The sequence below is a fragment of the Chromohalobacter sp. genome (genome assembly GCF_039830575.1).
In the GTDB taxonomy this organism is placed as follows: Bacteria; Pseudomonadota; Gammaproteobacteria; order Pseudomonadales; family Halomonadaceae; genus Chromohalobacter; species Chromohalobacter israelensis.
This window is the reverse complement of the sequence record NZ_JBDOOX010000011.1, coordinates 16466-29142: the sequence shown is the minus strand read 5'-3', so window position 1 is coordinate 29142 and position 12677 is coordinate 16466. Positions and strand designations below refer to the sequence as shown.

14 protein-coding genes are annotated in these 12677 nt (G+C 63.8%); 12 read left to right on the top strand and 2 right to left on the bottom strand.

The window, feature by feature from the left end; translation table 11 throughout:
• Positions 1-41 precede the first annotated feature (41 nt).
• The 5 genes from ABGX75_RS09555 (at position 42) to ABGX75_RS09535 (ending at position 2864) form a co-directional block, all read left to right on the top strand.
• The gene (locus ABGX75_RS09555; protein ID WP_011507801.1) at positions 42-332 is read left to right on the top strand and encodes a YciI family protein; all 291 of its coding nucleotides are present in this window, start codon (positions 42-44) and stop codon (positions 330-332) included.
• Positions 333-408: 76 nt separating this feature from the next.
• On the top strand, positions 409-1344 hold the full coding sequence (yegS, locus tag ABGX75_RS09550; RefSeq protein WP_011507800.1) for a lipid kinase YegS: 936 nt from the start codon (positions 409-411) through the stop codon (positions 1342-1344).
• Positions 1345-1414: 70 nt separating this feature from the next.
• The gene (locus tag ABGX75_RS09545; protein WP_110061707.1) at positions 1415-1864 is read left to right on the top strand and encodes a nucleoside deaminase; all 450 of its coding nucleotides are present in this window, start codon (positions 1415-1417) and stop codon (positions 1862-1864) included.
• Between the two features lie 97 nt (positions 1865-1961).
• On the top strand, positions 1962-2450 hold the full coding sequence (locus ABGX75_RS09540) for a hypothetical protein (protein WP_050934535.1): 489 nt from the start codon (positions 1962-1964) through the stop codon (positions 2448-2450).
• A 93-nt stretch (positions 2451-2543) separates the two neighbouring features.
• Entirely contained in the window at positions 2544-2864 is a 321-nt protein-coding gene (locus tag ABGX75_RS09535) for a hypothetical protein (protein ID WP_347410991.1), read from the top strand.
• A gap of 142 nt (positions 2865-3006) precedes the next feature.
• Here ABGX75_RS09535 and ABGX75_RS09530 read toward each other — a convergent pair whose 3' ends face one another.
• Positions 3007-3213 carry a cold-shock protein gene (locus ABGX75_RS09530; RefSeq protein ID WP_011507796.1) on the bottom strand — a complete coding sequence of 69 codons (207 nt, stop codon included), beginning with the start codon at positions 3211-3213 and terminating at the stop codon, positions 3007-3009.
• A gap of 384 nt (positions 3214-3597) precedes the next feature.
• Here ABGX75_RS09530 and ABGX75_RS09525 point away from each other — a divergent pair, with 384 nt between their 5' ends.
• The 3 genes from ABGX75_RS09525 to ABGX75_RS09515 all read left to right on the top strand — a co-directional run bounded on the left by ABGX75_RS09525 (position 3598) and on the right by ABGX75_RS09515 (position 5366).
• Complete coding sequence (locus ABGX75_RS09525; RefSeq protein ID WP_011507795.1) at positions 3598-4020, top strand: TM2 domain-containing protein; 423 nt, start codon at positions 3598-3600, stop codon at positions 4018-4020.
• A 60-nt stretch (positions 4021-4080) separates the two neighbouring features.
• Positions 4081-4656, top strand: a complete 576-nt coding sequence (locus ABGX75_RS09520; protein WP_035415136.1) for an exopolysaccharide biosynthesis protein — start codon at positions 4081-4083, stop codon at positions 4654-4656.
• 68 nt (positions 4657-4724) lie between these two features.
• On the top strand, positions 4725-5366 hold the full coding sequence (locus ABGX75_RS09515) for a LysE family translocator (protein WP_035415138.1): 642 nt from the start codon (positions 4725-4727) through the stop codon (positions 5364-5366).
• Positions 5367-5423: 57 nt separating this feature from the next.
• On the opposite strand, the gene ABGX75_RS09510 is transcribed toward ABGX75_RS09515, so the two are convergent.
• On the bottom strand, positions 5424-7409 hold the full coding sequence (locus tag ABGX75_RS09510; RefSeq protein ID WP_347410992.1) for a transglycosylase SLT domain-containing protein: 1986 nt from the start codon (positions 7407-7409) through the stop codon (positions 5424-5426).
• A gap of 139 nt (positions 7410-7548) precedes the next feature.
• Here ABGX75_RS09510 and ABGX75_RS09505 point away from each other — a divergent pair, with 139 nt between their 5' ends.
• The 4 genes from ABGX75_RS09505 to ABGX75_RS09490 all read left to right on the top strand — a co-directional run bounded on the left by ABGX75_RS09505 (position 7549) and on the right by ABGX75_RS09490 (position 12584).
• Positions 7549-7881, top strand: coding sequence for a YkvA family protein (locus ABGX75_RS09505; protein ID WP_035415142.1), 333 nt, complete (start codon positions 7549-7551; stop codon positions 7879-7881).
• 208 nt (positions 7882-8089) lie between these two features.
• Positions 8090-9988: a molecular chaperone HtpG gene (gene htpG / locus ABGX75_RS09500; protein ID WP_011507790.1), complete on the top strand. Its 1899-nt coding sequence runs from the start codon at positions 8090-8092 to the stop codon at positions 9986-9988.
• A 222-nt stretch (positions 9989-10210) separates the two neighbouring features.
• Entirely contained in the window at positions 10211-10999 is a 789-nt protein-coding gene (locus ABGX75_RS09495; protein WP_240673375.1) for a protein bax, read from the top strand.
• 121 nt (positions 11000-11120) lie between these two features.
• Positions 11121-12584: a protein adenylyltransferase SelO gene (locus ABGX75_RS09490; protein ID WP_043559549.1), complete on the top strand. Its 1464-nt coding sequence runs from the start codon at positions 11121-11123 to the stop codon at positions 12582-12584.
• Positions 12585-12677 lie beyond the last annotated feature (93 nt).

Here is a 12677-nt window from a genome sequence, read left to right as displayed (position 1 = left end):
CGGAGTCGGGCGGCTCGACGGAAGGAGATCAAGGAGCGGGCATGTTCATCGTATCGCTGGATTACATGGTCGACCCGGAAACGGTCGAGCCGTACAGGATGGCCCACATGGCGTGGGTGCGAGAAGGGTTCGAGCGAGGCGTGTTCATTGCCTCGGGGCGTAAATCGCCGCCCAGTGGCGGCATCATTCTGGCCAAGGCGACCTCGCGCGAGCGCCTGGTGGCCTGGCTGGATGAAGATCCCTTCATCGTCGCGGGCGTGGCCCAGTACCGTGTCGAGGAATTTCTGCCGACCACGGTAAGCGGCGGCTTCGAGGTGCTCAAGGGGATATGATACCCGCGGCGAACACGGCAATGGCGAGAGCAGAGGGCAGGCTGGCACTGCCTCAAGGAACGAGGATGAGACAGCAATGAACGAAACGATCCAGCCTTGCGAGCATGATGGCGATACTTGGCTGATTCTGAATGGCAAGTCCGCCCAGCTACCTGAGGTTCGTGAGGCCGTGGGGCGCGTGCGCGAGGCCGGCCACCATCTGGCGGTGCGGGTGACCTGGGAAGGCGGCGACGGCGTGCGCCTGGCGCGTGAGGCGAGCGAAGCGGGCATCGCGCGCGTGATCGCCGGCGGGGGGGATGGCACGGTCAACGAGATCGTCGGTGGCCTGATGCAGCTGGCGTCGGAGACGCGCCCTGCACTGGGCATCCTGCCCCTGGGCAGCGCCAACGACTTCGCCGGCGGCCTGGGGCTTCCCGAAGAGCCCTACGAGGCCTTGCGCGTGGCGCTTGAGACGCCACCGCGCCGGGTGGATGTCGGTACCCTGGGCGACGATTATTTCATCAACCTGGCCTCCGGCGGCTTTGGCGCACAGATCACCAACTCCACGCCGGCGCCGCTCAAGCGCTTGCTGGGCGGCGGTGCCTATTCGTTGATGGGCATGCTCAAGGCGTGGAATTACCAGCCCTACCAAGGGCGTTTGCGGTTCCCGGACGGCGAACGTAACGTCCCCTTGTTCCTGCTGGCGCTTGGCAATGGATGCCAGGCGGGCGGCGGGCAGCAGCTGGCACCCCTGGCCAAGATCGACGATGGCTTGCTGGAATTGCTCATCGTGCGTCATTTCACCTCCCTGCGGGAAATGAAACAGTTGATCGACGAGCTCGAGAACCTGCCCGAAAGCGGTGATTTCGTCGAGTATCTGCAGGTGCCCTGGGTGGAGTTCGAAAGCGAGCATGCGCTGCCCCTGAATCTCGACGGCGAGCCCTGTTTCCACGAAAATTTCCGCGCCGCCTTGATGCCCGGCGCGTTGTGCCTGGCGGCACCCGAGGGCTCGGCGCTATTGTCGCACCAATGAACGAGTACCGGCGCAGGGCACGCTGATCGGGGTGCGCTCGCGCGATTCAATGACAGGGGGAGGACAGACCATGGATCCATTCATGCAGGCGGCGATCGAGGAAGCCCGCAAGGGATACGAGGCGGGTGGCGTGCCCATCGGCTCGGTGCTCGTGCACCGCGGCGAGATCATCGGGCGCGGTCACAATCAGCGTCAGCAGCGCGGCAGTGCCATCCTGCATGGCGAGATGGACGCGCTGGAAAACGCGGGCCGCTTGCCGGCTCATGTGTATCGTGAAACGGTACTTTATACCACACTGTCACCGTGTCCCATGTGCAGCGGTGCCATCGTGCTCTATGGTATTCCCGAGGTCGTGATCGGCGAGAATACGACCTTCAAGGGCGACGAGGCGCTGTTGCGTGAGCGGGGCGTGACGCTCACCATACACGACGATTCGCAGTGCAAGTCGTTGATGGCGCGATTCATCGCCGAGCGCCCCGATGTTTGGTACGAAGACATTGGCGAGTCCAGCGCGAGCTAGGACTCGCCAACCCTGTGCCACGACGCCTGGATGGCGTCGTGGGCATTTTGCAAGGCCGGTCCCACCGGCGGAAACGATCGACTCAAGGAGTGACATGATGACGTATAAGCAATGGACGATGAGTGCCCTGGCATTGGTGATGTCGCTGGGACTGGCGGCATGCGACAGCGGTGACGATGCTGCTCAGGACGCGACCGACAACAGCGAGCAGGCCGTTGAGGAATCGCAGCAGGCAGCGGACGAAGCCGGCGATGAGATGGCCGAGATGAGCGACGAGGCCAGCGACGACATGGAGCAGATGGGTGACGAAGCCGCCCAGGAAACGTCCGAAGCCGTGAACGAGACGGGTGAGGCGGTCGACGAAGCCCAGGACGAAACGGCCGAGGCACTCGACGAAGCCGGCGATGAGATGAGCGAAGCGGCGGACGAGACCGGTGACGCCATGGACAATGCCGCCGATGAAACCCAGCAGGAAGCCGACGAGGCGACTGACGCGGCAGCCGATGAGATGAACGAAGCCGCCGACGAAGCCGAGCAGCAAGCCGATGAGCTGGAGCAGGAAACCGAGGAATCGACTCAGTCCTGATTGCCGGCGCCTCCCTCTGTCGGTGACGGGGGAGGCAGGCGCCCCATGACGCGGAGCGCGGCATGGGGCATCGCTTGTCAAGGAGAGTGCACCATGCAACAGATGTCGCGAGGGCTCGCTTGTGTCGCATTGGCGTTAGGCCTGGCGTGGCCGCTGATGGCCACTGCACAGGATGACGATACGCGTGGCGGCGGTACCGGCGGGGAGCCGCCCGCCGAGGCGCAGGAAGACACGCACGAGGCGGGCAGTCAGCCAGGCACGGAAGATGGCAAGACGGCCGACGCGTCTGCCGAGGCAGGTGACGAGGCAGGTGACGAGGCGGATGTTGAAGCGCATCGTGACGCCTTTACCGAACGTACCTATGAGGCGCACGATACACAGCCGTCCGAGGCGAAGAACGGCGAGGCACAGTAACCCCGAGGGGCGAGTGCGCGCCTGTCGTACGAATCTGAGTATCGGGTGTCCGGAAACAAAAGAGCCCACCGTCAGGTGGGCTCATGCGTTCGGAGTCCGTTATCGGCCTCACGACCGCAGGTGCATCGACTGGGTCCGGGACTCAGTCGACGACCTTGATGTTGGATGCCTGAAGGCCTTTCTTGCCTTGAGTGACCTCGAAGCTCACTTTCTGGCCATCCTGCAGAGATTTGAAGCCTTCGGCCTGGATCTCGGAGAAGTGTGCGAAGAGGTCATCGCCACCATCATCCGGAGAGATGAAGCCGTAGCCTTTGGTGTCGTTGAACCATTTGACAGTGCCAGTTGCCATTTCGAATTCCTTAACTTGCAAAGTAGTGTTGCGGGCCGACCCATGGGCGACCGTGATACGTGGGTAAGACAAGGTGGGAATGCGTGAGGGACATCGAGGATTCGATTAACAACTGACGACATTCAACTTGCAAACCTACGCAACGGAGAATGCATGATGCCTGGTAGTGCGTCAAGCTTAATGCCCAGTGCCATTTCCCGGTATCATGCACCGCACATGCACCATAGATCGAAAACCCGGGTACGTCCAGAATGACGGTGCGCGAGGCCCGGGGTGGCACCGATCGTTCATGAAACGTTCGGTTTTCGTGGGTGTCTGCAAGCGCAGTGTCACATGGTGCGCGGTGCGGGTGCCGCGCCTGTTTCATATTGGAGGAGTTGTCTCGTGTCCCATACCCCTGTCACGGCGAACGACACGCATAGCAAGGTCGTGGGTTACCTGTTGTGGATCTTCGGCTTTACCGGAGCGCACCGCTTCTATTACGGCAAGCCGATCACCGGCACGATATGGTTCTTCACGTTCGGCTTGCTGGGTATCGGCTGGTTGATCGACCTGTTCTTGATTCCGCTGATGGATCGGCAGGCCGACCTGCGCTTCAGGGCCGGTCCCACCAGCTATACGGTGGCCTGGGTACTGCTGACGTTCCTGGGCGTCTTCGGCATCCATCGCATGTACATGGGAAAATGGCTCACGGGCTTTTTGTACTTGCTGACCGGCGGTCTGTTCTTGCTGGGAGTTCTGTATGACTTCTGGACGCTGAACGAGCAAGTCTCGATGAAACACGCCAGACGCGGACTGTTTGGCTGAGCGTGTTTCCTTATCACTGGATTCAAGGGGCTTCGCGGCCCCGTGAAGGAGATATCGCGCATGGAATCGCGCATTAGTTTGACCCAGCTGCTGGAAAAGCTCGACGACGCCAATGATGGCAGGACGATCCATCTTCAGGATGTCGTCGATACCTTCCAGTCGCGGGGATTCGGGCCGCTGGTGACGCTGCCGGCCTTGCTGGCGCTGTTGCCCACCGGGGGGGTGCCGGGCGTGCCTTCCTTGTGTGCCATCTTCATCGCCCTGATCGCCGTCCAGCAGCTGTTCGGCCGCCAGTCGCCCTGGTTGCCAAGGAAGCTGCGTGAACGCGGCATCAGCCACGATAAGCTGCATCGCAGCGTCGAACGCGTACGGCCGTGGACACGTCGCATCGACAGGTTGCTGGCGCAACGCCTGGACATCCTGTTGCAGCCCGTGGCGCGTCGCTTCATCGCGGTGCTGGTCATCGCCCTGGCCTTGGCGATGATTCCGCTGGAGCTGTTGCCCTTTGCCGCCGCGATGCCGGCGTTGGCGATTACCGTGATCGGCCTGGGCATGACGGCCGACGACGGTCTTTTGTTACTGATCGGCGTATTGCTTGCCGCCGGTCTGGCCGTGAGCGCCTACTGGCTATTGTGACCACCATGCCATGACGTGTGACGCCGCCCGTCGCGGGCGGCTCACGTTGCACTTTGCAGGAAAGCCCCATGTTCTTCGATGCTCAGTTCTGGCCGTTTCTCGTTGCCATCACGCTCCTCACGCTGACGCCGGGCGTGGATACGCTGCTCGTCATACGCAACACCTCGCGAGGGGGCGTGCGCGATGGCGTGCTGACCAGCGTGGCCATATGCTCCGGCCTGTTCGTGCATGCCACGGTATCGGCATTGGGCATTTCCTTGATCCTTCTGCAATCGGCATGGGCGTTCAGCGCTCTCAAGCTGGTGGGGGCCGGTTATCTGGTGTGGCTGGGGCTCAAGAGTCTGGCCAGCGCCCGGCGTGGCGGCGGTTTACCGGTGGCCGAGGTGGGTGTCGAGCGCCAGCGCGTGCCGGCCTGGCTCTCGCTGCGGGAGGGCTTTCTCTCCAATGTGCTCAACCCCAAGACGGTCGTGTTCTACATGGCATTCCTGCCGCAGTTCATCGCGCCGGGCGATCCGGCGTTGCTCAAGTCGCTGTGGCTGGCGGGCGTGCATTTCGTGATCGCCAATCTATGGCAGGTCGGCATCGTGCTGATGGTGGGCGGCGCCGCCCGCTGGCTCGCCAAGGGCTGGGTATCGCGCATGATGGAGGGCACCACCGGCGCGGTGCTGGTGCTGTTCGGGGTGAAGCTGGCGTTGGCGCAGCGACCCTGACGCCGGCAGGGCCTGGTCATCAGCGCCGACGCGTCGCATGACGCGTCGGCGCTTTCGTCATGGGTTGCGTGCCAGCAGTGTGGTGTCGTAGGCGCCTTCGCGCTCCGACTGGGTCAAGAGCGCGACCCCATGCGTATCGCCTTGCTTGGCAAGACTTTCGAAAATGACCCGATAGGTCAGCACGGCCTGCACGTAAGCGCGGGTCTCGCGGAAGGGGATGCTCTCGACGAAGAGGTCGAACGCATCGGGCGAGTCGCGCAACCAGCGGTCGACCCGGCCGGGGCCGGCGTTGTAGGCCGCCGCCGCCGCGATGCGGTTGCCACGGTAGCGTTCCATCATGTCGCGGATGTAGGCGCTGCCCAGCCGGATATTGGTGGTGGGCTCGAACAGTTCGCCCAGCGTGGGTGCGTCGATGTTCAGGTCGCGGCTGACATGGTCCGCGGTGCCCGGCATCAGCTGCATGAGCCCACGTGCGCCGACGGGGGATACCGCCTCGCGGTTGAACGCGCTCTCGCGACGGGAGATCGCCATCAGCAGGTAAGGATCGACCCCATTGCGTTGCCCCCAGGCGGTGAAGGCGTCCCGGTAGGCTGGCGGAAAGCGCCAGGCGAGCGCATCCCACTGCTTGGCCATGATCGTGCCGTGCACGGCCAGGTCATACCACCCGCGCTCGAGCGCGTAGGCATTGAGCGCTGCGGCATCGGCGTCGTTCGCCTCGCCGAGGGCATGGAACCACTCGCTGCGTGCCAGGCCGGGCTCGCCGATGCGACGCAAGGCTTCGCTGCGCTGCACGACGGGCTGCATGGCGGCCAGCTCGCTCTTCAGCGGCGACACCTCGGGCATGTCCATGTTCAGGGCGTAGGGCTGGCCGAGCCTGTCGGCGGCGGCGAAACCGAAAAAGCTGCGTTCCTGGGCGGCGAGTCGCCAGGCGTCTTCCGCCGCCTGGCGATCGCCGCGCTGCGCGAGCGCACGCCCCAGCCAGTATTGCCAGTGTGCCTCTTGCCGCGTGTCCTGCGGCATGGCATCGATCCACTCGATGACTTCGCCCCAGCGTTGCGAGGCCAACGCATTGCGAACACGCAACTCGAACAGGTCGGCATCCGCCAGGCGGGGCAGTGCGGCATCCACCCAGCCGGCATTGTTGTCGATCTCGCGGACCATCGAGTAAAACGCCAGGTCATGCTCTATCGCGTGGCGTCGGGCCTCGCTGAGCGTGAGGTGCGGGCCGATCTTGCGCCAGGCCTCGAGCGCGGCTTCGGTATCGGCACGCGTGAAGTTGTGCATGGCCGCGGCGTAAAGGGCGCCGGCGCCGTCCCCCGACGGGCCGATGCGAGTGGGCACGTCGGTGATGGCGGCGTAGTTGCCGCGCAGGCGATCGAGTGCCTCGACGCCGGCTTGCCACTGGGGCCCCAGCAGGCCGTCGAGATAATCGACCAGGCGACTTTCGCCGTTCTGCCAGGCGAGTGTCAGGCGCGTCCAGATGTCGCTGTCGTCGATGGCGCCGCGTTCGCGCAGGGTGTCGAACAGCCGGTCACAGGCGCTGGGCTGGGAGCGGCCGACCCGCCACAGGGCGCGTCCGCCCTCTGCGGCTTCGTCGGGGGCGCGGTCGAGCAGGGCCGTGTAGTAATAGCACTGGCGTATGGTCCCCCGGGGCTCGCCGTCGCTGATGGCCAGCAGGTCGGCGAAGCGTCCGTCACGACCGAAGGCCATCTGCGCCTGCCCTCGCATCCAGCCGGAAAGGGGCGAGTCGGCGTGCCGCGAAATATAGCTCTGCACCTCTTCGGCCGTGACGTCCGGGAGGCGCGATTTGAGGCGATGATATTCCACATAGCCGGCGAGCACGTGGTCGTCGACGGCAACGCTCTCGATGCGCGACCATTGATGGTCGCGTGCGGCATCGAGGGCGCGTTTCATGGCCCGGTCTTCGGGCGCTAGCGTGTCCGTGTCGGCTTGTGCCTGCGCGTCGAAGGCGTGCAGCGCCAGACTCAGCGTGGCCGCCGAGAACAGCGCCATCCAGCGATGACGAAGTCGCGATGCGAGCATCTTCCATGTCTCCTTGCTTGCCCGGCGTTATGATGATGTGATCATCCTCGCTCAGGGACGGTGTCTTGGGTAGTGTTGCCAGGCGGCGACGCCCTGCGCGAAAGCCCCATCATGAACCGTCACGCCAAGGAGGCAAGCCATGAAGTTCATGCGAGGATTGGCCCTGTGGTCACGGTTGAAGCAGCGTGGCGGCGCGTTGATGCGCATCGGCCGGGCGCTGCGCGTGTTCGTGCCCATGCTCGGTGATGTGGTGGCCGGACGCTATCGCCCCGTGCCCTGGGCGGCCTGCGGCTGGATGGCGGCGGCCTTGGGCTACCTGATTTTGCCCTTCGACTTCATTCCCGATTTCTTGATGATACTGGGATTGATCGACGACGTGTTCATCGTGGGGTGGCTGTTGACGCGCGTCGACCGCTCGCTGGCCCCCTATCGCCGCTGGAAAGGGTGGGAAGTCCCCGACGACACGATGTGACGTCGACGATGCCGCCCGGCCGGGCGGCACGCATGCCCGGTTCCTCACCGTGTCTTCAATGCGCCCCGCAAACGCTTGAAAAGTCTCGTCAGGCCCCCATATCGACGCGTACGACGACATGCCTCGTCACACTCTCATCATGCAATACGCGTCCTTCAAGACGCATTGTTCAACACGCATTCGTTATGGCCACAGGGGAATTTCGACCATGACTACCGCCGCTCACGCCGAGACGCTAGGCTTCCAGACCGAAGTCAAACAGCTATTGCAGCTGATGATTCACTCCCTGTATTCCAACCGGGAGATCTTCCTGCGCGAGCTGATTTCCAACGCTGCGGATGCTTGTGACAAGTTGCGCTACGAGGCGCTGGAAAACGACACGCTGTACGGCGACGACAGCGAACTGCGCATCGAGATCGAGCACGATGCCGAGGCGGGAACCGTCACCGTGCGTGACAACGGCATCGGCATGAGCCGCGACGAGGTGATCCAGAACCTGGGCACCATCGCGCGCAGCGGCACGGCGGAATTCCTGCAGCAGCTCTCCGGCGAAAAGCAGAAAGATGCCAAGTTGATCGGTCAATTCGGTGTCGGCTTCTATTCCGGCTTCATCGTCTCCGACGAGATCACCGTGCGCACGCGTCGGGTCGATCAGGAGCAGGGCGTGCAGTGGCATTCACGCGGCGAAGGCGAGTTCGATATCGCCGATATCGACAAACCCGAGCGCGGCACCGAAATCGTTCTCCACCTCAAGGAGGACGCCAAGGAATTCGCCGACGCCGAGCGCCTCAAGCATCTGGTGCGCACCTATTCCGACCACATCGAAGTGCCGGTGCGCATGCCCAAGGTCGAGAAGGCCCACGATGAAGAGGGCAACGAGATCGAGGGCAGCGAGACCGTCACCTGGGAAACCGTCAACGAAGCGACCGCGCTGTGGGTACGCCCCAAGGAAGAGATCAGCGACGACGAGTACAAGGCGTTCTACAAGCATGTGGCGCACGACTTCAGCGATCCGCTGACCTGGAGCCACAACAAGGTCGAAGGCAAGCTCGAATACACCAGCCTGTTGTATGTTCCGGGGCGCGCGCCGTTCGACCTGTATCAGCGCGAGGGCGTGCGCGGCCTCAAGCTCTACGTGCAGCGCGTGTTCATCATGGACGACGCCGAGCAGTTCCTGCCGCTCTATCTGCGCTTCATCAAGGGCGTGGTCGACTCCAAGGACCTCTCGCTCAACGTCTCGCGTGAATTGCTGCAGAAGGATCCGCAGGTCGACAAGCTCAAGTCCGCGTTGACCAAGCGCTCGCTGGACATGCTCAAGAAGCTGGCCAAGGACGAAGAGGCGTATCAGACGTTCTGGAACGCCTTCGGCAACGTGCTCAAGGAAGGTCCGGCGGAAGACTTCGCCAACCGCGACAAGATCGCCGACCTGTTGCGTTTCTCCTCCACGCAGACCGACAGCGCCACGCAGGATCAGTCGCTTGCCGGCTATGTCAGCCGCATGAAGGAAGGTCAGCAGAAGATCTATTACCTGGTGGCCGATGGCTTCAATGCGGCCAGCCATAGCCCGCACCTGGAGATCTTCCGCAAGAAGGGCATCGAAGTGCTGCTGCTGCATGATCGTATCGATGAATGGCTGATGAGCCACCTCACCGAATACGACGGCAAGGCCTTCGCCGATGTCGCCAAGGGCGATCTCGATCTCGACGACATGGCCGACGAGGAAGAAAAGAAAGCCCAGGAAGAAACCGCCAAGGCCAAGGCGCCGCTGATCGAGCGCGTCAAGACCGCGCTGGGGGACGAGGTGCAGGAAGTCCGCATCACTCACCGCCTGACCGACTCGCCGGCTTGCGTCGTGCTCTCGGAACACGACATGGGCTATCAGATGCGTCGCTTGATGGAGGCGGCCGGGCAGCCGTTGCCCGAGGTCAAGCCGATCCTCGAGCTCAACCCCGAGCATAGCCTGGTCGCACGGCTCGAAGGTGCCGACGACAGCGTCTTCAACGATCTGGCGCGTATCCTGCTGGACCAGGCGATCATCGCCGAGGGGGGCCATCTCGAAGACCCCGCCACCTATGTGCAGCGCCTCAACAAGCTCTTGAGTCACTGAGGGCGTTGGCACTCGCTCACTGGGCCGGCCGCATGAGCCGGCCCTTTGTGTTTTACTGCCGGCAATATTGACTCAACATCGTCCTGCGTTGTTGGTAGACTGGCATTTTTGCGTTCAAGGAGTCGTCTCATGCCGATTCGACACAACTTGTTCTTTCCGCGTCTTTCATCGTCACGCTCGCCGGCCCCGCGTTCCTGTTCCGCTCGACAACGACGCTCACTCTTGGCGCTCGCGCTACTCGGCGTGCTGGGAACGAGTGTGGCGCCATCGCCGATGCAGGCTCATGCCGAGCCGGCATCGGGCGAGGTGCGAACCCTGGAAAGCAGCGTCGATACCCCGGCGCTCGATCCCGTCGAGCAACTACCGGATCTGCGCCAGCACCCCGCGGGGCCTGAGCGCAAGGCGGCGTTCCTGGAACTGCTGGTGCCTCTGGTCGAAGCTGAGAACGCCAAGATTCAGGCCCAGCGCGACTGGCTGCTCGAGGCGCGAGAGCGTCAGGCCTCGCTCAGCGCGGCCGACCGCGAGCACCTTCAACGGCTGTGCGCGGATTACGGCATCGAATGCGGCACGCCCAACACCTTCGAATACCTGTTGTCGCGCGTCGACACCCTGCCACTGGAAATGGTCGTCATTCAGGCCGTGGAGGAGTCGGGCTGGGGGACATCGCGCTTTGCCCGCCAGGGCAACAACCTGTTCGGTCTGCGCTGCTTCAGCGAAGGGTGCGGCCTGGCGCAGAAAGGAAGCAGTCGTCGCTATCAACGCTTCGACAGCGTTCAGGAAAGCGTGGCGCACTACCTGCACAACCTGAACACCCATCGCGCCTATCTGTCGCTACGCCAGAAGCGTGCCGCGCTGACTGCCAACGGGGAGCCGGTCGCGGCCGAGTCGTTGATCCATACGCTGGACAACTACTCCGTCAGCGACGACTACTTCGATGTCCTGCTGGCGTTGTTGCGCACCAACGGCGACTTGATCCGTCAGCACAGCAGCGACGATGGCAGCCCGGCCTGAGCCCTTGCCTTCGCCCTGTCACGCGCCGCCTTCGGGCGGCGTTTTTCGTCGGGACTCCATGCTTTTATCCATCGCTGCCAGGCGTGTAAAGTGAGTCCATATGCCCCTTCGCGAGGTCACCATGACGCTCGATTCGCTGCGTTTCGATAACGCCTGGGCGCGCCTGCCCGAGGATTTCTTCACTCGGGTCAGTCCTGCGACCTGGAAAAACACGCGACTGCTGGATATCAGCCCACGGGGCTGTCGTGCGCTGGGCCTCGATCCCGCCTGTTTCGATGACGATGCTCCGGCGCGCGAGACGCTGCGCCAGCTCATGGGGGGCGAAACCGTCCTGCCGGGCATGGCGCCGCTGGCCCAGAAGTACACCGGGCATCAGTTCGGCGTCTACAATCCGGCACTGGGGGACGGACGTGGCCTGCTGATGGGCGAGGCGCAGACCGCCGACGGATACTGGGACCTGCACCTCAAGGGAGCAGGGCAAACGCCGTACTCGCGCTTCGGCGACGGCCGCGCCGTGCTGCGCTCATCGGTACGCGAGTACCTGGCCGGCGAAGCCATGGCGGGGCTGGGCGTTCCCACGACGCTGGCGCTGGCGCTGGCGACCAACGACGAGAAGGTCCAGCGGGAACGCGTCGAGCCCGGCGCGACCTTGCTGCGTCTGGCCCCCAGTCACGTGCGTTTCGGACACTTCGAGTGGCTCTATCAGTCGCGTCGTCACGATGACATGCGGCGTCTCGTCGATCATGTCATCGAGCGCCACCGGCCGGCCCTGGCAGCGAGCGAGTCGCCGGCGGAGGCCCTGTTCGGCGATGTCGTGGCACGCACTGCCCGCCTGATCGCGGCCTGGCAGGCCTACGGGTTCGTGCACGCGGTGATGAATACCGACAACATGTCGATACTGGGGCTGACGCTTGATTATGGTCCCTATGCGTTCATGGATGCCTACGACCCTAGGCTGGTCCCCAATCATACCGATGCCAATGGTCGCTATGCCTTCGATCAGCAGCCCGGCGTCGGGCTGTGGAACCTCTCGGTGCTGGGCCAATCCTTGACTCCGTTGGCCGAGCCGGATGCCCTGCGTGACCGGCTGACGGAGTACGAGCCGGCGCTGCAGCAAGAATACGCGCGCTTGATGCGTGCGCGCCTGGGGCTCGAAAGCGTCGTCGAGGGGGACGCGCAATTGGTGCAGGACTGGCTGACGCTGTTGGCCGAGGCCGGGGCGGATTATCACCGTGCCTTTCGTGCGCTGGGCGAATGGGCCGTCGATGACGGCGAGTGGCTACGCCAGGAGGTGCCGGTCGAAGGCTTGTCGGCCTGGCTGTCGCGCTATCACGAGCGCCTTCAGGAAGAGGAGCGCGATGCCGCGTCGCGCCGTGACGCCATGCAGGCGGTCAACCCGCTCTACGTGCTGCGCACGCATCTGGCGCAGCAGGTCATCGAGGCGGCGGAAGCGGGAGATGAGGCACCGCTGGTGGAATTTCGCCGCTTGCTCGCCGACCCTTTCACCGCGCGCCCCGGCATGGAGCGCTGGGCAGCCGCGCCGCCCCCTCAGGCCTCGGTGATCTGTCTTTCCTGCTCGTCCTAGGCGGGGCCCGGACGCATCGGCGCGTTCCGTCACGCTTTCCTCCGCCTCAGGCGCCATGTTGAACCATACTCAAGGCGAGTCACTCGCCCGGGG

Coding starts and splice junctions, on each gene's coding strand:
- ABGX75_RS09555 (WP_011507801.1), top strand. CDS start 42: ATGTTCATCGTATCGCTGGATTACATGGTCGACCCGGAAACGGTCGAG.
- yegS (WP_011507800.1), top strand. CDS start 409: ATGAACGAAACGATCCAGCCTTGCGAGCATGATGGCGATACTTGGCTG.
- ABGX75_RS09545 (WP_110061707.1), top strand. CDS start 1,415: ATGGATCCATTCATGCAGGCGGCGATCGAGGAAGCCCGCAAGGGATAC.
- ABGX75_RS09540 (WP_050934535.1), top strand. CDS start 1,962: ATGACGTATAAGCAATGGACGATGAGTGCCCTGGCATTGGTGATGTCG.
- ABGX75_RS09535 (WP_347410991.1), top strand. CDS start 2,544: ATGCAACAGATGTCGCGAGGGCTCGCTTGTGTCGCATTGGCGTTAGGC.
- ABGX75_RS09530 (WP_011507796.1), bottom strand. CDS start 3,213: ATGGCAACTGGCACTGTCAAATGGTTCAACGACACCAAAGGCTACGGC.
- ABGX75_RS09520 (WP_035415136.1), top strand. CDS start 4,081: ATGGAATCGCGCATTAGTTTGACCCAGCTGCTGGAAAAGCTCGACGAC.
- ABGX75_RS09515 (WP_035415138.1), top strand. CDS start 4,725: ATGTTCTTCGATGCTCAGTTCTGGCCGTTTCTCGTTGCCATCACGCTC.
- ABGX75_RS09510 (WP_347410992.1), bottom strand. CDS start 7,409: ATGCTCGCATCGCGACTTCGTCATCGCTGGATGGCGCTGTTCTCGGCG.
- ABGX75_RS09505 (WP_035415142.1), top strand. CDS start 7,549: ATGAAGTTCATGCGAGGATTGGCCCTGTGGTCACGGTTGAAGCAGCGT.
- htpG (WP_011507790.1), top strand. CDS start 8,090: ATGACTACCGCCGCTCACGCCGAGACGCTAGGCTTCCAGACCGAAGTC.
- ABGX75_RS09490 (WP_043559549.1), top strand. CDS start 11,121: ATGACGCTCGATTCGCTGCGTTTCGATAACGCCTGGGCGCGCCTGCCC.